This is a genomic window from Streptomyces vulcanius (assembly GCF_042653945.1).
Lineage (GTDB): Bacteria > Actinomycetota > Actinomycetes > Streptomycetales > Streptomycetaceae > Streptomyces > Streptomyces mangrovi.
On the sequence record NZ_JBHSFK010000014.1, the window covers coordinates 143,099 to 165,535 of the forward strand.

Below are 22,437 nucleotides of genomic sequence, written 5' to 3' on the forward strand. Positions count from 1 at the left end.
ACCCGCTGAACGCCGTCACTTCACGACGGTCGACCAGTCGGGGCTCTGCGCCGGATCCAGACTCCGCAGCCGCTCCAGCGTCGCGGGCGACTGGACGTCCATCCAGTCGGCGAGCTCCTTGAAGGACACGCACTTGACGTCCTTCTTGGTGCAGACGTTCTTGATGACGTCGTCGATGGCCTTCATGTAGATGCCGCCGTTCCACTCCTCGAAGTGGTTGCCGATGAACATCGGGGCACGGCTGCCGTAGTAGACGCGGTTGAAGCCCGCCATGTAGGTGTCGGTGGTCTCCTGCTGCCACTCGGGGTACTTGGCGGGGTCCCCGTCGGGCTGGCCGTCGGACTGGTTGGCCAGGAAGTTGAAGTCCATGGACAGGCCCTGGTAGGTGCCGCCGTCGTAGGGCAGCATCTGCAGCGGGAAGTTCCAGATGCCGTTCTTCTTCTCCGGCCAGATCTGGAACTCGCCCTTGGAGGAGGCGTCGTAGCGCCAGCCGTAGCTCTTGGCGGCCTTCAGCAGGTTCGGCTGGCCCTCCAGACAGGGCGCCCGGCCGCCGACGACCTCCTTCTTGAAGTCGAAGGGCAGCGGGTCGATGTCCTTGTAGCCGGTGTTGGTCTTCCAGTTCTCGACGAACTGGTAGAACTGGTCGATCTCGCTCTTCCACTGTTCGACGCTCCAGTAGCCGCCGCCCTTGGCCTCGCAGAAGTGGCCGTTGAAGTGGGTGCCTATCTCGTTGCCCTGCTCGTAGGCGAGGGCGAGCTGTTCGAGCGTGGTGCGTATGTGTTCGTCGGTGGGGAAGCTGATCGCCGAGCTGCCCCTGGAGTGCATCGGCGGGTTGTACAGGTCCCGCTTGCTCTTGGGCAGCAGGTAGATGCCCGTGAGGAAGAACGTCATGTGGGCGTTGTACTTCACGGCCATCTCCCGGTAGTGGGAGAAGAGTTCGTCGTCGCCCTGGAGCGCGCCGTCCCAGGAGAACACCACGAACTGCGGTGGCTTCTCACCGGGCTTGAGCGGCTCCGCCTTCAACTGCCCCGTCTGCGGCCCCGTGTAGGAGGTGGAGCCGTCCCCCAGGACGTGGGTCTTGCCGTCCCACTCCGGCTCCTTGGTGGCCTGTGCCGACGCCTTCTTGCTGTCCCCCGCGGCGGCGGTCGGCTGGGTGTTGTCCGTCCGGTTGAGCACCACGTAGCCGCCCATCAGGGAGGCGACGACGAGGAGCGCGGCCAGGGTGAGAAACCCCGGATGCGTGGCGGCGGGGCGGCGCGGGGCCGGTGCCTTGCGGCGGCGGCCCGACGATGACTTCATGTGCGGCTCATTCTCCCGGGGTTGGGGGGTGGGACCCGCTCGGTGGTCAGCCGAGCGGGCTCATGGCACCTGACCAGATGCCGTACGGGACGCTGTTGTCGGCGGTTCCGGCGATGCCCTCCAGAGGCAGTGGTTCGAGGCTCTTGGTGAGGTCGATGCGGTAGACGACGACCGCCGTGGACACGGTCTTGGCGGTGCCGACGTACCAGGAGGCGGTGTCCTTGGGGGTGGTGCCGGCCTTGCCCGCGACCGGTGCCTGGCCCGACTGTACGGCCGCCCGCGGGACGTCGTACGGGTGGGCGGTGCTGAAGGAGTCGGCGAGCGCGGAGGTGACCTCCGACGCGACGTCGGCGCCGAAGGCGCGGCGGACCGCCGGGGTCTCCAGGACGACCTTGGAGCCGTTCTTGGTGATCTTGCGCACCGAGTACGGCTCGGTGTTCACGCCCGCCGCGGCGAAGGTGGTGTAGCCGCTCGCCATCCGGATCGCGCTGGGCGTGGAGCTGCCCAGGGAGAGCGCGGGCACCTGGGCGCCGATGCTGGAGGACAGGAAGCCGGAGTCCTCGGCGGCCTCGCGCACCTTCTCCAGGCCGGTGTCCATGCCGAGCTGCATGAACGGCGTGTTCACCGACAGCTCCAGGGCCCGGTGCAGGGAGATCTGCCCGTACGATCTGTCGCCGTCGTTCTCGGCGGCGACCTGCTTGCCGTTGCGGTCCCAGTAGGGGCCCTCGGGCGTGGTCACCGGCACCTTGTTGTTGCCGTCGTAGAGCGACTCGCCGGTCACCTGGGTGGTGTCGCCCTCGCGGGTCTTGTGGATGCCGTTCTCGAGACCGGCCGCGTACACGAACGGCAGGAACGCGGTGCCGGCCGGGACGGTGGTGGCGTTGGACTCGTTGTAGCCCTGCGTACGGTGGTCGGGGCCGCCGTAGACGGCGAGGATCCGGCCGTCGGAGGTCACCGAGGCGGCGCCGTAGTGGGCGGCCTTCGCCGTCTTCGGGTCGTCCTTCTGGGCCGCCTTGCGGGCCTTGGTGACGGCCGCCGTGAGCTGGTTCTCACGCTTCTTGTCGAAGGTCGTGTAGATCTGGTAGCCGCCGAGGTCGAAGTCCTTCTCGGAGATGCCGCCGGACTTCTTGGCGTACTGGGAGGCGAGTTCGACCAGGTAGTCGGTCTGCTCGCCGGTGTCGTAGAGCGGGTTGCTCTTGAGCGGCTCGGGGAACTTCGTGTACGTGGCCCGCTCGGCCTTCGACAGCTTGCCGATGTCGACCATCCGGTCGAGGGTCCAGGACCAGCGCTCCACGGCGCGGGCGCGGTTGGCCTTGGACAGGGTCGGGTCGTAGAGGCCCGCGCCCTTGAGGAGGGAGGCGAGGAACGCGGCCTCGCTGGCGTTGAGCTGGCTGACGTCCTTGCCGTAGTAGGCCTGGGCGGCGCGCTGGATGCCGTAGGTGCCGCGGCCGAACCAGCTGGTGTTGAGGTAGCCCTCGAGGATGTCGTCCTTGCTCATCTGGTTGTCGAGCTTGAGGGAGATCATCGCCTCGGTGAACTTGCGGCTGACCGTCTGGTTCTGGTTCAGGTAGACGTTCTTGACGTACTGCTGGGTGATGGTGGAGCCACCCTGGGTGTCGCCCTGGCCGATGGTGCGGAACAGGGCGCGGCTGATGCCCTTGAAGGAGATGCCGGGGTCGCTGTAGAAGCTGGCGTTCTCGGCCGCGAGGACCGCCCAGCGGACGTCCTCGGGGATGTCCTTGAGCGGCATCGCCTGCCGCTGGACCCAGCCGGTGCGGGCCATGGGGGTGCCGTCGGACCAGAAGAACACGTTGTCCTGCTGGGTGGCGTACGAGTTGAGGTTCTTGGGGACGTCGGTGGCCGCGTAGGCGACGACCAGGAGCATGCTCGTGAGCCCTATGGACGCGAGGACGCCTCCCAGGCACTGCCGCCAGGACGGCAGCCAGCGCCGCCAGTCGGTGCGGCCGGGGCGCGGGTACTGCGGGCGGAGCTTGCGGGCGTACGGAGTGACACGAGCCACGTACGGTGCCATTGCCGCGGTCAGGGGGGCGAGCAGGAATGTGACCCGTGAGCGCAGGGAAGGACGCGGGGCTTTACGGCGATTCCCTGACGAACGCCCCTTTTCCTGCTCTTCGGATTTGTCGGGCACAACAGGTATGTCCGCTATTCGCAGCTGCACGGTCTCGTCCGGACGGAACGACTCGGGGATCTTCAACTGCATGGTCTCGTCCGGCCGCTGGGGCTCCTCCCCCTGCCCCACCTGGGTCACTCGTGTCTCCCTCCGCACTTTTTACATTGCTCGCGCAGGCAGACGTACAGACCCGCGAGGGTTTGACATGGTTGCCCTGGATGCGGCTGCGAACCCAGAATCCCTTGAACGTCACTGGTCATCGCGGCACTCACAAATTACCAGCGCTCTTCGCAGGTTCTCCACATAAGAAATCGACAGAAGTGAACACAGTCGAAACACTGATCCTCGCCCGCCCGGCATATGGGGATTAGCCTGTCGACATGCCTCGATACGAGTACCGCTGCCGGACCTGCGGCGACACCTTCGAACTGTCCCGTCCGATGGCGGAGTCCGCCGCTCCCGCCGACTGCCCGGCGGGCCACGACGACACGGTCAAGCTTCTGTCAACAGTAGCCGTGGGCGGCACGGCAAGCGCCGCCGCCCCCGCGCCCAGGGCGGGCGGCGGGGGTGGTTGCTGCGGGGGTGGCTGCTGCTCCTAGGGCTACCCGGACGCCTTCAGGAACTCCCGGAGGATGCGTTCACCGGCCAGGACGCCCCGTTCGGGCAGGGCGGTGAGGCCGGGGGCCGTGAACTCGGTGTCGGCCAGCTCGCCGTGGCCGGGGCGCCAGCCCCGGTCCGCGGCCAGCAGCAGGTCGGCGTCGAGGAGGGAGTCCCCGGCGGCCAGCGTCAGTTCGGCGCCGGTGCGGCGGGCCACCTCGCGCACGGCCGCGCTCTTGGTGAGCGGCTTCGGCACGGCGTAGAGCTTGCGGCCCTGCACGGACACCGTCCAGCCCCGGTTCTCCGCCCAGGCCGCCAGCTCCTTCACCCACTCCTCGGGCAGCAGCTCGCGCTCGACGACGAGATAGGCGAACAGCTCCTCGGCGTTGCGCTGCTTGCGCAGCCAGAGGGGGTCGGCGGAGGCCGCCAGATGCTCCTCCACCTCCGCGAGCGGGGCGCACTCGTCCGCCAGACGTGCCGTCACGCGCGCGTGCCAGTCCTGGTCGGAGACGCCGTCGACCAGGATGTGGCCGCCGTTGGCGCAGATCGCGTACTTCGGCGCCGGGCCGGGGAGATTGATGCGCAGGTACTGCTTGCGCGTCCGGGTGGTCGTCGGCGCGAACACCGCCGTGTCGCCGAGTTCGGTGAGCAGCCCGGCCGCCGTCTCCGTCATGAAGGACAGCGGACGGCTCTCGTGCACCTCCACGCACAGCAGCCGGGGCGCGCGGGCGTCGGGCATGGTCAGCGCGAGGGCCGACGCGGAGTAGATGAGCGTACGGTCGAGGTCGCTCGCCACCAGCACCGGCATCAGACCGCCACCGCCTTGCCGTCGGCGCCGGTCGCCCCGCGCGTGTACTGGGGGTGGATCAGCCCGACGCAGCTGTACGGCAGCTCGCCGATTTCCTCCACCGGGACTCCCCGCTGCTCCGCGAGCAGCCGTACGTGGTCCAGGTCGGCGCCCGCCCCGGCCCGCGCCAGGATCTTCCACGGCACCCGGCGCAGCAGCACCCGGGTGGTCTCGCCGACGCCGGGCTTGACCAGGTTCACATCGTGGATGCCGTACTCCTCGCTGATCCGCTCGACGGCCGCCCAGCCCTCCCAGGTCGGCGTACGGTCCGCGGCGAGGAGTTTCCTGGTGCGGGCGAGGGCCTCCAGGGCGGCCTCCGGGAAGCAGGCCTCGACGGCGGCCAGGAAGTCCATCGACACGTCCGCGCCGGCGAGTTCGCGGTAGAACTTGGCGCCGTGGAAGTCGTGCGGCCCGACCAGGTCCGCGCGCAGCACCGTTCGCGAGATCAGGCCGGAGACGGTCGAGTTGAGACACGCGGAAGGGACCAGGAAGTCCTCCCGGGTGCCGTAGGTCCGCACGCACGAGCCCGGGTCGGCGAGCACCGCGATCTCCGGGTCGAAGCCGCCGATCCCGTCCGAGGCCTCCAGCTCCCGCAGCGCTTCGGCGAGTTCGCGGGTGATGGCGCCCTTGCCGGTCCAGCCGTCGACGAAGACGACGTCCCTCGGGTCGTGGTGGGCGGCCAGCCAGCGCAGCGCGTTCGCGTCGATGCCGCGGCCCCGCACGATCGACACGGCGTAGTGCGGCAGGTCGAGCCCGTGCCGGTACTTGGCCCAGCGGCGCATGAGTACGCCGACCGGGGTGCCCGCGCGGGCCAGGGAGACCAGCACCGGGCGGGGCGACCGCTCGGCGAGCACCAGTTCCGTGACCGTGCCGACGGCCTGCGCCAGGCGGACGGCGGACGTCTCCAGGGCGACCTGGAAGAGCTTCTGGTAGCGCTCGCTGGGCTGGTACTCCACCGGCAGCGACTCCGCGTAGTGCGCGCCGCCGCTCTGGATGGCCTCCTCGCGCTCCTCGGTCGGCGCCTCCAGCGTCACGTCCGAGAGGTCCTGGAGCAGCCAGCCGACCTCCTCCGGCGGGTACGAGGAGAAGGCGGGGCCGCGGAGGGGCTCGGGCAGCATGGAGGGCCTTTCGGGGACGTACGACGGGATAACCGCGAGCAGGATGTGCGGGGCGTGCGCGCCGAGCCGGGCCAGCAGACCGTCGGGGGCGTGCAGCGCGGGGGTGTCTGCGGCCGAGTCCACGACCGCCACGACGGCGTCGAAGCCTCTGCCGTCTCCGGTGCCGGCGACGTTGTAGGCGTAGCGCTCGCCGGGGCCGTCGGCCGGGTCGTCGTGCGCGGGGAAGACGATGCGGCTGCGGATGGCGTATCCCGGGTCGTCCACGGCGAGGACCGGGGAGCGGGTGGTGGTCGAGTACCGGACCTCGGCGGCCACGGTCCGCTCCAGTTCCTGGGCGAGGCGGAGAGGGGTGTACATCAGCTCCTCGAACCCGAGCACCAGGACGCGTGCGGCGTCTTCGGGTATCGCCTTGGCCAGCTGCGCGGCCATTGCGGGGAGGGCGCTCTCCAGCCGTATTCGGTGCGACGGGGTGAAGCCGTGCCGGCCGCCGTCGGGGAGGCCGGGGGGCCAGGGGAGATCGATCACGTGCGGGCCGGTGGGGGCTGGGCGCGCCCACGCGGCGGCAGCCGCAGATTCAACACAGCCCCGCGCCCCTAGGTGGGGATCCTCATGCTTGGCCACCAGGTCCTGGCCCTTTTCCAGGACCCCCTCCGGCAGGCGTACGGTGCCCGAAGCCGCCGCCACCAGGTCCACCCTCGCGCCGATCTCCCCGGCGAAGTCCGCGAGGCGGCCCGCGTCCGCCGGCGAGCGCATGTCGACCAGGGCGACCACGACGTACCGGCGGCGCGGGTAGCGCTCGTGCAGGTCGCGGATCGTGTTCATGATGGTGTTGCCGGTGGAGAACTCGTCGTCGACCAGGACCAGCGGGCCGGTGCCGGCCAGCAGGGCCGGGTCCTCTGGCAGCAGCAGATGGGACGTGGCGTGGGAGTGGGACTCCTCGAAGCCGCCGGCCCGGGCGACGCCTGCCACCGGGCGGCGGGTGGAGTGCAGATACGGCGCGACGCCGACCCCGTCCGCGACGGCGTGGCCGAGGCCGGTGGCGGTCTCGGCGTAGCCCAGGACGACCGCCCGGCCGCTCTCCTCCTCACCGAGCAGTTCGCGCACCCTGCGGCCCAGGGCCAGCCCATGGCCGTACACGACGGACGGTGACTGCGGGACGTGCTTGCCCAGCACGTTGGAGACCAGCAGATGCGCCCGCTTGGGATTGCGCCGCAGGGCCAGCCCCAGCATCCCCTTCAGCGCGTCGTCCCCCAGGATCTCGACCCCGAGCCGCTCGGCGACCCAGCTGCCGGACCAGACCCCGTTGTTCACTGCGTTGTTCATGCGTCCCTAGATGGTGAGGTGGGTTCAGCGAGGGATGGCCGCGGCGAGCAGGTCGACGAAGCTGACGTCCTCGTGGGCGACGCCGAAGACCTCGGCGCGCAGCATGGTCCGCTCGGCCCAGGCGCGGTGCGGCTTCACCTCGTTCATCTTGTTCGTGTACTGCGACCTCAGCACGCCCCCGCCGCCGCGCTCCGGCCGCAGGATGTCCACCGCGTCGCTGTACTCCTCGTGGCTGACCACGGACAGCGCGTGCACGGCCGGCACATGGGACGGGTGGATGCAGGTCTTGCCGAGCAGGCCGTTGGCGTGGTCGAGGGAGATCTCGCGCAGCAGCCCGTCCATGGCGTGCTCGATCAGTCTCTCGCGCAGCTCGACGGCCTGCCCCTCGAGGAAGGGGCTGGTGCGCAGCAGCGGCTTGAACATGCGCTCCGGGACCCGGAAGTACTCCCACACCGGCCCGGTCACCGTGAACCCGGTGCCGTCGGCGCGGCCCAGCATGTTCACCACGTCGGCGATCACGGAGGCGACGATCTGGACGTCGTAGGCAGTCATGTCGGGCGCCCGGCGCAGGCCGTAGGAGGAACAGAAGTCGGTCACGCCGAGGCGCAGCGCCAGCACCCGGCTGCGGTACTTGTCGACCGCCCGTGCGATGCCCTCCAGGGCGTCCACCCGGGACTCGCGGTACATCAGCTCGGGCGTCTCCAGGACGGGCATGCCGAACAGCCGGTGCCCGCTGGCGCCCTCGGCGCCGGCGAGCGCCTCCAGGAACGGGATGCCGCGCTCCTCGGTGAACTTCGGGAACACGAACCCGCTCAGCAGGTTCGCGTGCGCGCCGAGCCGGCGGACCAGGTCGGGGATCTGCTCGGGCTCGCGCACCCGGATGAAGAGCAGCGGCAGTTCGACGTCCGTGCGGCCCGCCAGGTCGGCGAACTGCCGGACGAGGTTCTCCTCGCCGGCCACCACGTCCTCGTCGCCGATGGAGTCCTCCAGGCACAGCACCATCGAGACCACGCCCCGCCCGGCCTGCTTGACGACGTCGTCGGCCAGTTGCGGCCGGGTGGCCGGGCTGTACAGGGTGGCGCCCAGGGCCGCGGAGAGCAGTTTGGCCGGGGAGCCCGCGCCGAACTCGCACGGTTCCCGGTGGAAGAGGCGCTGTCGCACCTCGGGGGCCAGGTGCCCGAAATGACGCATACATCTCCCCGTGGTACGAGCTGAGCCTGTGGATTCCACAAGAGGTGGCCGGTAATAGTACGTAGAAGTCCATGTCAGGGGTTCCCACTGGGCATGAACTTCAGGTAACTCGCCCATGTGGGGTGCCCTACCCCGCGTTGTCGTGACCAGGACCGAGAGGGCAGGATGACCGCATGACGCACGCGATGCTGAAGGGGTCCAACGTCCCGCTCAAGGTCACCACGGTACGCGCCGTACTGCGCTGGACCCCCGGGCAGGGGGTCCCGGACGTCGACGCCTCCGCGCTGCTCCTCGGCCCCGACGGTCGTGTGCGCTCCGACGAGGACTTCGTCTTCTACAACCAGCCCCGGCACCCCTCCGGGAAGGTGTGGCGGCTCGGCAAGAAACGGGTCGCCGACGGTCTCACCGACACGATCCAGACGGATCTGGCCGGTGTCGAGCCCAGCGTCAGCCAGATTCTCCTGGTCGCTTCGGCGGACGGCCTCACCTTCGACGCCGTACGTTCCCTCAGCATCGTGCTGTACGACGCGGCGAGCGACGGCGACGCGATCGCGACGTTCGACATCCGTCCCGAGACCGGTGAGGAGACCGCCCTGATCTGCGGCGAGCTGTACCGCCGTGGTGAGGGCTGGAAGTTCCGCGCGCTCGGCGAGGGCTACTCCAACGGTCTCAAGGGCCTCGCGACGGACTTCGGCATCTCGGTGGACGAGTCCGAGGAGGCGACGTCGGACGACCCCACGCCGGCCCCTCTCCCGCCCACCCCGAGCCTCTCCCAACCCCTGCCTCCCGAGCAGCCGACCTCCGCGGTCCCCCAACAGCAACCGGCGTACGGCTACCCGTCCAACCTCCCGACGCACGGCTACGGCTACCCGGACGGCAACTTCCGGCTGCCGCCCCAGGGACCGCAGTTCATCGGGCGGTAGACCGTTGCGGGGTTACTTCTCGACCTTCGTCTTGTAACCCCGCCCCCACTGCAACCCCCACCCGTACAACCGGTCCAGCTCCGCCTGGAACCCGTACACGAACCGCACCTCGCGCCGCACCATCAGCTCCCCCTTCACGTTCTCGATCATCACGACCGCGCAGGACCGCGCCTGCGGGTGCCGTTCGTCGAGGCCGATCTCTATTCGGGGCCCGTTGCTGGGGTACAGCGTCACGATCGCGTGGGTACGGTCGAACGCCGGGGTCTGGTCGTAGATGTAGACGAAGACCAGCAGCCGCTTGATCTCGTCGCGGTGGTCGAGGTTGACGTACATCGTCTCGCCGGACGCCGAGCCGAACCGGTCGTCCCCGCTGAGTTTGACGTACGGCGCCCCGTTCACGTCCCCCAGCAGCCCGCCCAGCGGCTGTACGACCCCCTTCGTGCCGTCGGCCAGCTCGTACAGGCAGCCGAGGTCGAGGTCGACGTTGACCATGCTCTGGCTGTGTCCCATGACCTCCGGGGGCCGCAGCGCCTTGAAGGGGTGGCGCAGCAGGCTCTCCCGCTGGGGTCCGCCGAAGTCGGAGGTCCGCATCCGCCAGGTCAGGTTGACCCGCAGGTTCCCGGTGGCCGCGCCCTGTTTGGTGAGGGAGACCTGGTGGTGCCGTTTGGTCAGTTCGATCGCGTTGCTCGCCGCGCTGCCCGAGTCGAAGTCGGCGCTGCGGCTGCCCAGGAGCCCGTCGAAGAAGCCCATTCCCCGCCCCCACATCCACTGTCGAAGACCGACTGTCCAAGACCGGCGGGACGGCCGTGGAGGACAGTTCCCCACCGGCCGCCCCGCCAGAGAGCGTTCCCTCACTCAGGAGGTGGTCACACCCCGGACGAGACCTCAGTCTTCTCGTCCGAGCCCGCGGCTTTTCCCTCGGCTGCCGCGATTTTCTGGTTGCGGCGCACGGACGACAAGAAGGACCAGCCGATCAGGATCACACCGACGGAGCCGGTGATGAGCTCGTGGATCTGGTACTGGATGGTGACCATGAGGATCACGGCGAGGGCGCCGATCGCGTAGTGGGCGCCGTGCTCCAGGTAGACGTAGTCGTCGAGGGTGCCCTGGCGGACCAGGTAGACCGTCAGCGAACGGACGTACATCGCGCCGATGCCCAGGCCCAGCGCCATCAGGACGATGTCGTTGGTGATGGCGAAGGCGCCGATCACGCCGTCGAAGGAGAAGGACGCGTCGAGGACTTCCAGGTAGAGGAACATGAAGAACGCGGCCTGGCCGGCCAGCACGACCGGCGAGCGCTTCTTGCCGCTGCGCTCGGCCTCTTCCTCCTCCTCGTGCTCGCGTTCCTCCGCTTCCTCCAGGCGGTCCTCGAAGTAGCCGGAGAGACCGCCGACGACCAGGTACGTGATCAGGCCCGCGACCCCGGAGATCAGGACCGTCTGTGCCTTGTCGACGTGGCCGCCGCCGTGCTGGTGGGCGTGGGTGGCGAAGGTGAACGAGGTGATGAGCAGGACGATCAGGGCGATGCAGACCGACAGCATGTCGACCTTGCCCAGCTTGGCCAGCGGGCGCTCGATCCAGCGCAGCCAGAGGATGTCACGGGTCTCGAAGATGAAGTCGAGGAAGATCATCAGCAGGAACATGCCGCCGAAGGCCGCGATCGCCGGGTGGGCGTCGGTGACCAGTTCCTGGTAGCGGTCCTTGTCGTTGAGCGCGAGGTCGACCGCGTCGATCGGGCCGATCTTGGCGCTGAGCGCGACGATCACGACGGGGAAGACCAGCCGCATGCCGAAGACAGCGATGAGCACGCCGACGGTGAGGAAGATCTTCTGCCAGAAGGCGGACATCTTCTTCAGGATTCCGGCGTTGACCACCGCGTTGTCGAACGACAGCGAGATCTCGAGGATGGAGAGGATCGCCACGATGCCGAAGGCCTCCCACCCCCCGTAGAAGACCGCAGCGACCAGGCCGAGCGCGGTGACCGCGAACGACCAGCCGAAGGTTTTCAGAAGCACTGGCTACCCAATCCTGTTAGTACGGGTCTCCCCCGCGCCGTACTCGGCTTTACGAAACGTTGACTCCGAAGTCTAGAGCGATGCCCCGCAAGCCCGACGCGTACCCCTGTCCTACCGCCCTGAACTTCCATTCGCCCTGGTAGCGATAGAGCTCACCGAAGATCATCGCCGTTTCGGTGCTCGCGTCCTCGCTGAGGTCGTAGCGGGCGAGCTCCTGGCCGTCGGCCTGGTTGACGACCCGGATGAAGGCGTTGGAGACCTGGCCGAAGGTCTGGCCCCGCTCGTCGGCCATGTGGATGGAGACCGGGAAAACGATCTTGTCGCAGCCGGCCGGCACCTTGGCGAGGTCCACCAGGATCGACTCGTCGTCGCCGTCGCCCTCGCCGGTGAGGTTGTCACCGGTGTGCTCCACGGAGCCGTCGGGGCTCTTGAGCTGGTTGTAGAAGACGAACCACTCGTCCCCGAGCACCCGGCCGCTGTTGCACAGCAGCGCGCTGGCGTCGAGGTCGAAGGGGGCTCCGGTGGTGGAGCGCGCGTCCCAGCCGAGCCCGACCATCACCTGAGTGAGGTTCGGCGCGGCCTTGGAGAGGGAGACATTGCCCCCCTTGGCGAGCGTGACGCCCATGTTGCTGGTCCTCCCCTGGGTGATGCCTGTGCGGTTGTCCTGCGCGTCCGGCGCCGCCCCTAAACGGTGCGGCGCCGGATGGTGAACCTTGGTGCCCCCGGTCGCCTCAGACGTTGACGCCGAAGTCCTGGGCGATGCCGCGCAGCCCGGAGGCATAGCCCTGGCCGATGGCGCGGAACTTCCACTCCGCGCCGTGCCGGTAGAGCTCGCCGAAGACCATCGCGGTCTCGGTCGAGGCGTCCTCGCTCAGGTCGTAGCGGGCGATCTCCGCCTCGCCCGCCTGGTTCACCACGCGAATGAACGCGTTGCGGACCTGGCCGAACGACTGCTGGCGGTTCTCGGCGTCGTAGATCGAGACCGGGAACACGATCTTCTCGATGTCGGCCGGCACCCCCGCGAGGTTGACCTTGATCTGCTCGTCGTCGCCCTCGCCCTCACCGGTGATGTTGTCGCCGGTGTGCTCGACGGAGCCGTCGGGGCTCTTGAGGTTGTTGAAGAACACGAAGTTCGCGTCGCTGCCGACCTTGCCGGAGTTGTTCAGCAGCAGCGCGCTCGCGTCCAGGTCGAAGTCGGTGCCGGTCGTGGTGCGGACGTCCCACCCCAGACCGACGATGACCGCGGTCAGGCCGGGGGCCTCCTTGGTCAGCGAAACGTTGCCGCCCTTGCTGAGGCTGACTCCCACGAGTCCTCCATTGGTGTCCTGGGGCGGGGAGCCCCGTGGTGCGTGGATTTCGGAACTATCGGATCAACGAGTCGATCCTAGTGACGGGTTCCCGCCCCCCGCAGGCCCTGGAGCCGAAGAATCACCGGTGTCGCCGCCGCTCGGGGGCCGGTGTGGTCAGAGGGTGTCGAGTGCCTTGACGTACTCGCCGAGGTCACGGGCGTCCGGCAGGGCGTTGACGACGGTCCAGCGGACCACGCCCTCCTTGTCGATGACGAAGGTGCCGCGCACCGCGCAGCCCTTGTCCTCGGCGAAGACACCGTAGGCGCGGGACACCTCGCCGTGCGGCCAGAAGTCGCTGAGCAGCGGGTATTCCAGGCCCTCCTGCTCGGCGAAGACCCGCAGGGTGTGGATGGAGTCGTTGGAGACGGCGAGCACCTGGGTGTCGCGGTCGGCGAACTTCGGCAGGTTGTCGCGCACCTCGCACAGCTCGCCGGTGCACACGCCGGTGAAGGCGAAGGGATAGAAGAGCAGGATGACGTTCTTGCTCCCGCGGAAGTCGGAGAGCTGCACGGTGGCGCCGTGGTTGTCCTTGAGCTCGAAGTCGGGGGCCTTGTCGCCGACCTGGATCGCCATCGCGGGGATGTCCCTTCGTGGGGCTGTCTGGGTGACTCCCACCCTACGCAGCCCCCCGCGAGGGACGGCGTACGGGCCGGGCACGCCGGCCCGGCCCGTACGGCCTCACGTCACTTCTTGGACTTGGCTGCCTTCGGCGTCAGAAGCCGGGTGCCGTTCCAGTCCTTGCCGACATTGACGCTCTTGGTCTGCGACAGACCGGAGGTCGTCGCCGCCTCGCCGATGTCACTGGGCTCGACGTATCCCTCCCGGCCGGTCTTCGGCGTCAGAAGGAGGATGGAGCCGCCCTCTTCCATGTACGCGATGGCATCCACCAGCGCATCCGTCAGGTCGCCGTCATCGTCGCGGAACCAGAGAACGACGGCGTCGGCCACGTCGTCGTACTCCTCATCCACCAGATCGCTGCCGATGACTTCCTCAATGGACTCGCGGAGCTCCTGATCGACGTCGTCGTCGTAGCCGATCTCCTGGACCACCTGGTCAGGCTGGAACCCCAGCCTGACGGCAAGGGTCGTCCGCTCCTCCGCGTGGTCCGCGGTCGCGCTCACGGGTTGCCTCCTGATCATGTTTTGGGAATAACTCAGCCACGCGCGTGCGCGAAGCATTGGCCGTAGTCCACACGGGCGGGGCGGATCGCGCAAGTACCCGGCGGTTCGGACCGCCGAAACGGTGACGATCCTGGCCGTGTCGACGCAACTCCAGGCACGCGATCCGGACCGAAGGTGACATACACCACACCTATCTGCCCGGTTTGTACGATTGGGAACCATCCATGGATGCGAGATTCGAACAGATGGTGATTACCTCTGGGTAGAGATGACGTTTGAACCCCCGAGGTACACGATGGGGGGCGGTAAACGCACTGGACAACCAGCCCCACCCAGCCCTCTGACAGGTAAGGAACAGCGTGGCTTCCGGATCCGATCGCAACCCGATCATCATTGGCGGCCTTCCGAGTCAGGTTCCTGACTTCGATCCCGAGGAAACCCAGGAGTGGCTCGACTCCCTCGACGCCGCGATCGACGAACGCGGCCGGGAGCGGGCCCGCTATCTGATGCTCCGGCTGATCGAGCGCGCCCGCGAGAAGCGGGTGGCCGTGCCCGAGATGCGCAGCACGGACTACGTCAACACCATCCCCACCAGGGCCGAGCCGTTCTTCCCGGGCAACGAGGAGATCGAGCGCCGGATCCTCAACGCGACCCGCTGGAACGCCGCCGTGATGGTGTCCAGGGCCCAGCGGCCCGGCATCGGCGTCGGCGGGCACATCGCCACCTTCGCGTCCTCCGCGTCGCTCTACGACGTCGGCTTCAACCACTTCTTCCGCGGCAAGGACGAGGGCGACGGCGGCGACCAGGTCTTCTTCCAGGGGCATGCCTCGCCGGGCATCTACGCGCGCGCGTTCCTTCTGGACCGGCTGAGCGAGCAGAACCTGGACGCGTTCCGCCAGGAGAAGTCGAAGGCGCCGTACGGGCTGTCCTCGTATCCGCACCCGCGGCTGATGCCGGACTTCTGGGAGTTCCCGACCGTGTCGATGGGCCTCGGCCCGATCGGCGCGATCTACCAGGCGCGGATGAACCGCTACATGCACGCGCGCGGGATCGCCGACACCTCCAAGTCGCGCGTGTGGGCCTTCCTCGGCGACGGCGAGATGGACGAGCCGGAGTCGCTCGGCCAGCTGACCATCGCCGCCCGTGAGGGCCTGGACAACCTGACCTTCGTCGTCAACTGCAACCTCCAGCGGCTCGACGGGCCGGTGCGGGGCAACGGCAAGGTGATCCAGGAGCTGGAGTCGGTCTTCCGGGGCGCCGGCTGGAACGTGATCAAGCTGATCTGGGACCGCTCCTGGGACCCGCTGCTCGCGCAGGACCGCGACGGCATCCTGGTCAACCGGATGAACACGACGCCGGACGGGCAGTTCCAGACGTACGCCACCGAACCCGGCTCGTACATCCGCGACCACTTCTTCGGCGACGACCAGCGGCTGCGCGCGATGGTCGAGGGCATGACCGACGACCAGATCCTGCACCTGGGCCGCGGCGGTCACGACCACAAGAAGATCTACGCGGCGTTCAAGGCCGCCGTGGAGCACACCGGGCAGCCGACGGTCATCCTCGCCAAGACCGTCAAGGGCTGGACGCTGGGCCCGAACTTCGAGGGCCGCAACGCCACGCACCAGATGAAGAAGCTGACGGTCGCCGACCTCAAGGGCTTCCGCGACCGCCTCCACCTGCCGATCTCCGACCAGGAGCTGGAGTCCGGCGCGCCGCCGTACTTCCACCCCGGGCGGAACTCGGAGGAGATCCAGTACATGCACGACCGGCGCAAGTCGCTGGGCGGCTACGTCCCGACCCGCGTCGTACGCGCCGAGCCGCTCGCGCTGCCGGACGAGAAGACGTACGCGAGTGTGAAGAAGGGCTCGGGCCAGCAGTCCATCGCGACCACCATGGCCTTTGTGCGGCTCCTCAAGGACCTCATGCGGGACAAGGAGCTGGGCAAGCGCTTCGTACTGATCGCACCGGACGAGTACCGCACGTTCGGCATGGACTCGTTCTTCCCGAGCGCGAAGATCTACAACCCGCTCGGCCAGCAGTACGAGTCGGTCGACCGCGATCTGCTGCTCGCGTACAAGGAGTCGCCGACCGGGCAGATGCTGCACGACGGCATCTCGGAGGCGGGCTGTACGGCCTCGCTCATCGCGGCGGGCTCGGCGTACGCGACGCACGGCCAGCCGCTCATCCCGGTGTACGTCTTCTACTCGATGTTCGGTTTCCAGCGCACCGGTGACCAGTTCTGGCAGATGTCGGACCAGCTGGCGCGCGGTTTCGTCCTGGGTGCGACCGCCGGGCGTACGACGCTGACCGGTGAGGGTCTGCAGCACGCGGACGGCCACTCGCAGCTGCTCGCGTCGACGAACCCGGGCTGTGTGGCGTACGACCCGGCGTACTCGTACGAGATCGCGCACATCGTGCAGGACGGGCTGCGCCGGATGTACGGCCCGGACAGTGAGGACGTCTTCTACTACCTCACCGTCTACAACGAGCCCATCCAGCACCCGGCCGAGCCGGAGAACGTGGACGTCGAGGGCATCCTGGCGGGCGTCCACCGGATCGCCGAGGCCACCGCCGGCACCATCCCCGCGCAGGTCATCGCCTCCGGTGTGGCCGTCCCGTGGGCGGTCGAGGCGCAGAAGATCCTCGCCGAGGAGTGGGGCGTGAAGGCCGACGTCTGGTCGGCGACCTCCTGGAACGAGCTGCGGCGCGAGGCCGTCGAGGTCGAGCGGCACAACCTGCTGCACCCGGAGGAGGAGCAGCGGGTGCCGTACGTGACGCGCAAGCTGAGCGGCGCCGAGGGACCGTTCGTGGCGGTGTCCGACTGGATGCGGTCGGTGCCGGACCAGATCGCGCGGTGGGTGCCGGGCACGTTCCAGTCGCTGGGCGCGGACGGCTTCGGCTTCGCCGACACCCGGGGCGCGGCCCGCCGGTTCTTCCACATCGACGCGCAGTCGATCGTGGTGGCGGTGCTGACCGAGCTGGCGAAGGAGGGGAAGGTGGACCGGTCGGTGCTGAAGCAGGCGATCGACCGCTACCAGCTCCTCGACGCGTCGGCGGCGGACCCCGGGGCCGCGGGCGGCGACGCGTAGCGGGTACCCGCGCGTACCGCGTGAGAGGGGCGCTGGGGCCGGTGGCTCCGGCGCCCCTTACGCGTTCCCTACGATGCGGGCATGCAACAACGAACGGCGCAGGCGCGGTGGGAGCGGTGGACCCAGCGGCCGTTGCTGGCCCTCGCGGTGGTGTTCGCCGTCGCCTACGCCCTGCCCATCGTGGACACGTCGGCCGGGCACGCGGTGACGGTGGCGTGCACCGCGGTCGAGTGGGTGGTGTGGGGGGCGTTCGCCGCGGACTACGTCGTCCGGCTGGCGCTGACGGAGCGCCGGGGGCAGTTCGTCCGCAGCCACTGGCTGGACCTGTGCGCGGTCGTACTGCCGCTGCTCCAGCCGCTGCGGCTGCTGCGGCTGGTGTCGACGCTGCTGCTGGTGGGGCGGCGGGCGCAGATGGCCGACCAGATCCGGGTGACGACATACGTCGCGGGGGCGGTGGTCGGGCTGCTGATGTTCGGCTCGCTCGCCGTGCTGTCGGTGGAGCGGGACTCGCCGGACGGGAACATCCGCACTCTGGGTGACGCGCTGTGGTGGTCCTTCACGACGATGACGACCGTCGGCTACGGCGATCACGCGCCGACCACCGGGCTCGGGCGGATGATCGCGGTCGGCCTGATGCTCTCCGGTATCGCCCTGCTCGGTCTCGTCACGGCGAACATCGCGGCGTGGTTCATGGAGCGCTTCGAGAAGGACGACGTGGAGGAACGCGCCCAGACGCAGGCGATCCTGGCGCTGACGGAGGAGGTACGGGCGCTGCGGGCGGAGGTCGCGGAACTTCGGGACCACTCCCTGAGGCCGTAACAGCCAGGTCCGCGGCGCGCTGTCCCCCTCCGGCAGCGCGTCGCGGACCTGGTCGCCCTGTCATCCGGAGGGCCTGACTAACTGTGACCTGTGGCACGTGCCGGAGGCGAGAGAGCTTTAGCGTTGTCACCCTGATAGGGGAAATCCGTTGACGTCGGGTCAGGTGACGTCAGGGCAGGTGACGTCGGGCAGGTTCGCCCCCGGCCCGTGGACCTCAGATGTGGCCGACCCCCGCGCCCGCCTCCGCGTTCTCCCCGCGCTTGGTGAGCAGGGCGACGAAGACGGCGACGACCGCCACGCCCGCCGCCACCAGGGACGCGAGGCTCATCCCGGAGATGAACGTGTCATGGGCGACGCCGGTGATCTTCGCGGCGACCTCGGGCGGCGTCTGCGCCGCCAGCGGGGGCACCCCGACCTGGACCGCCTCGGAGGCCTGGGCCAGTTCTGCGGGGCTGAGTTCGGGCAGTCCGGCCGCGGTCCAGTTGCCGGCGAGGTCGCTGTCGACCTTGGAGGCCATCACCGCGCCCAGCACGGCCGTGCCGAGGCTGCCGCCGATCTGCATCGCCGCCTGCTGGAGGCCGCCCGCCACGCCCGACAGCTCCATGGGCGCGTTGCCGACGATGACCTCCGTCGCGCCGACCATGACCGGGGCGAGGCCGAGGCCGAGCAGGGCGAACCAGAGGGCCATGGCCGCGCTGCCGGTGTCCGTCTCCAGCGTGGACATGCCGTACATGGCGAGCGCGGTGGCCGCCATGCCGCCCGCCAGCGGGATGCGCGGGCCCAGCTTGGTGATCATCACGCCCGCGAGCGGGGAACCGACGATCATCATGCCGGTGAGCGGCAGGAGGTGCAGGCCGGCGTCGATGGGGCTCATGCCGTGCACGTTCTGGAGGTAGAACGTCACGAAGAACAGGCCGCCCATGAAGGCGATGGCCATCAGGACCATCAGGACCACGCCCGCGGCCAGCGGGACCGAGCGGAACAGCGTCAGCGGGATCAGCGGCTCCTTGACCTTCGTCTCCCAGATGGCGAAGGCCGCGAAGAGGACGACGGAGCCGACCACGAACGCCCAGGTCTTGCCGTCGCCCCAGCCCCAGGCCGGAGCCTTGATCAGGGCCCAGACCAGGCAGAACATCGCGCCCGAGAGCAGGGCGATGCCGAGCAGGTCGAAGGAGCGCGGCGCGTTCTCCGCGCGGTGGTCGAGCAGGAACATCACGCCGAGGACGACGGCGAGGACTCCGACCGGCACGTTGATGAAGAACACCGACTGCCAGTTGACGTGCTCCACGAGCACGCCGCCGAGGATCGGGCCGCCGGCGGTGGAGGCGCCGATGACCATGCCCCAGATGCCGATCGCCATGTTGAGCTTCTCGGCCGGGAAGGTGGCCCGCAGCAGGCCGAGCGCGGCCGGCATCAGCAGCGCGCCGAACAGGCCCTGCAGGACCCGGAAGGCGACGACCGCGGCGATGCTGCTGGACAGGCCGATGGCTCCGGAGGCGGCGGCGAAGCCGACGACGCCTATCAGGAAGGTCTGGCGGTGGCCGAAGCGGTCACCGAGCTTGCCCGCGGTGATCAGGGAGACCGCGAGGGCGAGGAAGTAGCCGTTGGTGATCCACTGGACGTCGGCGAAGCTCGCGCCGAGGTCCTTCTGGATGGCCGGGTTGGCGATGGCGACGATGGTGCCGTCCAAGGCCACCATCATGACCCCGACGGCGACGGTTATGAGAGTGAACCAGGGGTGTCCGCGCAGCCCGTCGGCCGGCGCCCCCTTCGACGGGGCTGTCGGTGCCTTGTCCCCCGACCCCGTCGTGTCGATGGTGGTCTGACTAGTCATGCTTCCGAGGCTAGTGACAGCCACTGACAATTGACAAACGAGTTCACAAGTCGGTAACTGACACATTATGGAAACTCTGCGTGAGCGAAAAAAACAGCGCACCCGGGACGCGCTCCTGCGGGCCGCGGTCGAGCTGTTCACCACGCAGGGGTACGAGGCGACCACCGTCGACGCGATCGCCGAGGCCGTCGACGTCTCCCAGCGCACCTTCTTCCGCTACTTCGCGGGCAAGGACGAGGCCGCGCTCGGTCTGCTGGACATGACGGTGGAGCGGTTCGTCCGGGCGGTGCGGGAGCGGCCGGCGCACGAGGCGCCGATGGAGGCGCTGCGCCAGGCCGTGCTGGACGGCTGGCAGTCGATCCACGAGATCGTCGAGAGCGTCGTACCGGTGGAGCAGTACCTGAGGATGTACCGGGTGATCGAGTCGACGCCGGTGCTGCTCGCCGCGCATCTGCGGCGGTCCCTGGAGGTCGAGGAGACGCTGGCCCGGGTGATCGCCGAGCGCGAGGGCCTCGACGTGGACGCCGATCCCCGGCCGCGGCTCGCGGTGGCCGTCTTCAGCGGGGTGATGCGGGTGACCGAGCGGCAGTGGGTGACGGGCCCGGAATTCAGCGTGGCGGGCATGCACGCGCTGACGTCCCGCTACCTCGATCAGGTGGGACCGGCCCTGCTGGGAAGCTGGCGCAAGCCCTGAAAAGCCTTATGACCATCACCACGCCACACCAAACGTGATCCCTGTCACTTTATTAACCTGAGACCCTCCCGTTCTCCTAGTGTGTCCTCCCAGTGACTTCCTTCGACACCTCCCCCCAGCTCGGCGCCTGGCGTGCGCTGCTCGCTCTGGCCGTGGTGTTCCTCATGCTGGCGACCACCGGCTGGACCGCCGTACGCCATCAACGGGGAACCACGGCCCTGCAGGCCTCGCGCTCGGCGTGGGAGCACGGCAGGCTCGACGGCCACGCACTGCCGGACCCCGACGCGACGCCCGGCCGGATCGCCCGTTTCTTCGCCTCGCTGAACGCCGCCCAGCGCACCGAGCTCGTGCACGCCTACCCGCTCGCGGTGGGCAACATGAACGGCGCCCCGGTCACGCTGCGCTACCGCGCCAACCGGCTCGCCCTGCGCGAGCAGACGCGGATCGAGCGCGAGCGGATGCACGACAGCCGGCTCTCGCCCACCGGGCAGCAGGAGGCCGGGCGGCGCATGCACCGCTACGAGGTGATGAGCAGCGCCCACCGGCAGATGCTCGCCTTCGACCCGGAGGGCTCGGGGCGTGCCGCCGAGGTCTTCGGCGACCTCGAGGAGGCCCGACGGATCTCCGTCGTCGTCCCCGGCGTCGACACCGACGTGCTCACCTTCCAGCGCACCAACCGCAGATACTCGGCACCGGTCGGCATGGCCGAGGCCCTGTACGAGACCGAGCGCGAGGTCAGCCCGTCGACCCGGACCGCCGTGATCGCCTGGGCCGACTACACCTCCCCCGACGGCCTCGGCATCGACTCGGCGACCGCGATGCGCGCGGAGAACGGCGCCGTACGGCTGAACGCGCTGCTGCGCGCCCTGCCCGGCAGCTCGCCCGTCTCGATGTTCTGCCACAGCTACGGCTCGGTGGTCTGCGGGGTCGCGGCGCGCGGGATGCCCTCGCGGGTCGCCGACATCGCGGTGGCGGGGAGCCCCGGTATGCGGGTGGAGAAGGCTTCCCAGCTGCGCACGGGTGCCCATGTGTGGGCGATGCGGGACGCCGACGACTGGGTGCAGGACGTGCCGCACCTGGAGGTCGGCGGGCTCGGGCACGGCGAGGACCCGATGTCCAGGGCGTTCGGCGCACGGCTGCTGTCGTCGAAGGACGCGGAGGGCCACGGCGGCTACTTCGTGCCCGGCACGGACAGCCTGCGCAACCTCGCCGGCATCGGAACTGGCGCATACCGCTCGGTGCGGTGCGCAGCAGACGACGGCACCTGCCGGGCGGGTTTGTCCGGCACTGCCACGGACGGACGCGCGTAGAGACGCAGAAATTGCGGCCCGCGCGAGGAGGGGACGAAGATGCGTGTCGCGCATACGATGAGCCGCATGGGTGACGTACTGGCCGGATTTCATGCCGCCTGGGAGTTCGATTCCGACTCCGTACACATCCGCTACGAACGGGGGATGCGCACACCCAAGCTGCTCTCGGCGCTGGGTGAACGGAGGATTCCGCTCGCGGCCCTGGAGGGGGTGACCCTCTCACCGGGCAGGCGGGGCACGGTCGTGCTGCGGGCCGAGGTGCGGCCCGGCGCCGATCCGCTGATGGAGGCGGCGGCCGGGCAGCTCAAGGAAGGGTGCGATCCGTACCGGCTGGTGCTGCCCGCCGAGCGGGAGCTGCTGGCCGAGTACTACGCGGACGAACTCAAGGGGCGGCTCGTCGAGTCCGGTCCGACGGAACGATTCCTCGTGGAGGCGCCACCAGTACCGCTGTCCTTCAAGGCCTACGACGCGAAGGCGTCCTTCGACGGACGGACCGTGCGGTTCCGGTGGTTCTGGACGGGCGCGTCGTCGGCGAAGTGGCGGGCCGGGGACCAGAGTTTCCCGGTGGGCGAGCTGAACGACGTGGAGTGGCGCTCGCCGGAGCTGCTCGAGGGGTATCTGCGGCTGCGGCGCCGGGAGGACGGCGAACGGCCCGGGCAGCCGGACCAGGATCCGGCCGCCGTGGTGTTCGGGCTGGGGTACGGCGCGCTGCACGAGTCACTGCCGTTCGCGGCGGCGGTTCTGGCAGCGGTTCGCGGGCGGTGAAGAGCCCCT

Annotated in this window: 18 protein-coding genes and 1 pseudogene; 7 read left to right on the forward strand and 12 right to left on the reverse strand. The window is 69.1% G+C overall.

The features are described 5' to 3' along the window. Positions 1-15 precede the first annotated feature (15 nt). Entirely contained in the window at positions 16-1,299 is a 1,284-nt protein-coding gene (locus ACFPIH_RS22580) for a polysaccharide deacetylase family protein (RefSeq protein ID WP_381164206.1), read from the reverse strand. A 46-nt stretch (positions 1,300-1,345) separates the two neighbouring features. Next, positions 1,346-3,520: a transglycosylase domain-containing protein gene (locus tag ACFPIH_RS22585; RefSeq protein ID WP_381164638.1), complete on the reverse strand. Its 2,175-nt coding sequence runs from the start codon at positions 3,518-3,520 to the stop codon at positions 1,346-1,348. A gap of 290 nt (positions 3,521-3,810) precedes the next feature. Between ACFPIH_RS22585 and ACFPIH_RS22590 the strand changes: the two genes are divergently transcribed. Further along, the gene (locus ACFPIH_RS22590) at positions 3,811-4,029 is read left to right on the forward strand and encodes an FmdB family zinc ribbon protein (RefSeq protein ID WP_381164203.1); all 219 of its coding nucleotides are present in this window, start codon (positions 3,811-3,813) and stop codon (positions 4,027-4,029) included. Positions 4,030-4,031: 2 nt separating this feature from the next. Here ACFPIH_RS22590 and ACFPIH_RS22595 read toward each other — a convergent pair whose 3' ends face one another. From ACFPIH_RS22595 to ACFPIH_RS22605, 3 genes are read right to left on the reverse strand one after another with little or no spacing between them, the layout of a single operon-like run. Beyond that, the gene (locus ACFPIH_RS22595; protein WP_381164200.1) at positions 4,032-4,835 is read right to left on the reverse strand and encodes an HAD family hydrolase; all 804 of its coding nucleotides are present in this window, start codon (positions 4,833-4,835) and stop codon (positions 4,032-4,034) included. Further along, positions 4,835-7,315, reverse strand: coding sequence for a phosphoribosyltransferase (locus ACFPIH_RS22600; protein ID WP_381164197.1), 2,481 nt, complete (start codon positions 7,313-7,315; stop codon positions 4,835-4,837). Before ACFPIH_RS22600 ends, ACFPIH_RS22595 begins: the two co-directional genes overlap by 1 nt. Positions 7,316-7,339: 24 nt before the next feature. Beyond that, complete coding sequence (locus ACFPIH_RS22605; RefSeq protein ID WP_381164194.1) at positions 7,340-8,506, reverse strand: HpcH/HpaI aldolase/citrate lyase family protein; 1,167 nt, start codon at positions 8,504-8,506, stop codon at positions 7,340-7,342. Positions 8,507-8,679: 173 nt separating this feature from the next. Between ACFPIH_RS22605 and ACFPIH_RS22610 the strand changes: the two genes are divergently transcribed. Next, on the forward strand, positions 8,680-9,429 hold the full coding sequence (locus ACFPIH_RS22610) for a TerD family protein (protein WP_381164191.1): 750 nt from the start codon (positions 8,680-8,682) through the stop codon (positions 9,427-9,429). Positions 9,430-9,441: 12 nt separating this feature from the next. Here ACFPIH_RS22610 and ACFPIH_RS22615 read toward each other — a convergent pair whose 3' ends face one another. From ACFPIH_RS22615 to ACFPIH_RS22640, 6 genes are all read right to left on the reverse strand, one after another. After that, positions 9,442-10,179, reverse strand: a complete 738-nt coding sequence (locus ACFPIH_RS22615) for a TerD family protein (protein ID WP_381164188.1) — start codon at positions 10,177-10,179, stop codon at positions 9,442-9,444. 116 nt (positions 10,180-10,295) lie between these two features. Then, positions 10,296-11,444, reverse strand: coding sequence for a DUF475 domain-containing protein (locus ACFPIH_RS22620; RefSeq protein WP_381164185.1), 1,149 nt, complete (start codon positions 11,442-11,444; stop codon positions 10,296-10,298). A gap of 49 nt (positions 11,445-11,493) precedes the next feature. Continuing rightward, entirely contained in the window at positions 11,494-12,069 is a 576-nt protein-coding gene (locus ACFPIH_RS22625; protein WP_381164181.1) for a TerD family protein, read from the reverse strand. Positions 12,070-12,175: 106 nt separating this feature from the next. Beyond that, entirely contained in the window at positions 12,176-12,751 is a 576-nt protein-coding gene (locus ACFPIH_RS22630) for a calcium homeostasis/redox stress adaptation protein (RefSeq protein ID WP_381164178.1), read from the reverse strand. A 156-nt stretch (positions 12,752-12,907) separates the two neighbouring features. Then, positions 12,908-13,366: a peroxiredoxin gene (locus tag ACFPIH_RS22635; protein WP_381164175.1), complete on the reverse strand. Its 459-nt coding sequence runs from the start codon at positions 13,364-13,366 to the stop codon at positions 12,908-12,910. A 110-nt stretch (positions 13,367-13,476) separates the two neighbouring features. Continuing rightward, positions 13,477-13,914 carry a DUF3052 domain-containing protein gene (locus tag ACFPIH_RS22640; protein WP_381164172.1) on the reverse strand — a complete coding sequence of 146 codons (438 nt, stop codon included), beginning with the start codon at positions 13,912-13,914 and terminating at the stop codon, positions 13,477-13,479. A gap of 359 nt (positions 13,915-14,273) precedes the next feature. Between ACFPIH_RS22640 and aceE the strand changes: the two genes are divergently transcribed. Beyond that, complete coding sequence (gene aceE / locus ACFPIH_RS22645; protein WP_381164169.1) at positions 14,274-17,006, forward strand: pyruvate dehydrogenase (acetyl-transferring), homodimeric type; 2,733 nt, start codon at positions 14,274-14,276, stop codon at positions 17,004-17,006. Positions 17,007-17,087: 81 nt separating this feature from the next. Next, on the forward strand, positions 17,088-17,825 hold the full coding sequence (locus ACFPIH_RS22650; RefSeq protein WP_381164166.1) for a potassium channel family protein: 738 nt from the start codon (positions 17,088-17,090) through the stop codon (positions 17,823-17,825). Between the two features lie 214 nt (positions 17,826-18,039). Here the strand turns inward: ACFPIH_RS22650 and ACFPIH_RS22655 are convergent, their stop codons facing one another. Then, positions 18,040-19,659, reverse strand: coding sequence for an MFS transporter (locus ACFPIH_RS22655; protein ID WP_381164163.1), 1,620 nt, complete (start codon positions 19,657-19,659; stop codon positions 18,040-18,042). Positions 19,660-19,726: 67 nt separating this feature from the next. Here ACFPIH_RS22655 and ACFPIH_RS22660 point away from each other — a divergent pair, with 67 nt between their 5' ends. The 3 genes and pseudogenes from ACFPIH_RS22660 to ACFPIH_RS22670 form a co-directional block, all read left to right on the forward strand. Next, a complete protein-coding gene (locus tag ACFPIH_RS22660; protein WP_381164160.1) occupies positions 19,727-20,353 on the forward strand; it encodes a TetR family transcriptional regulator in 627 nt (208 codons plus the stop codon). Positions 20,354-20,445: 92 nt separating this feature from the next. Then, positions 20,446-21,663, forward strand: coding sequence for an alpha/beta hydrolase (locus ACFPIH_RS22665; protein WP_381164157.1), 1,218 nt, complete (start codon positions 20,446-20,448; stop codon positions 21,661-21,663). A gap of 66 nt (positions 21,664-21,729) precedes the next feature. Further along, positions 21,730-22,419 (forward strand): annotated as a pseudogene (locus tag ACFPIH_RS22670) (DUF4429 domain-containing protein); the annotation flags it as partial. Positions 22,420-22,437 lie beyond the last annotated feature (18 nt).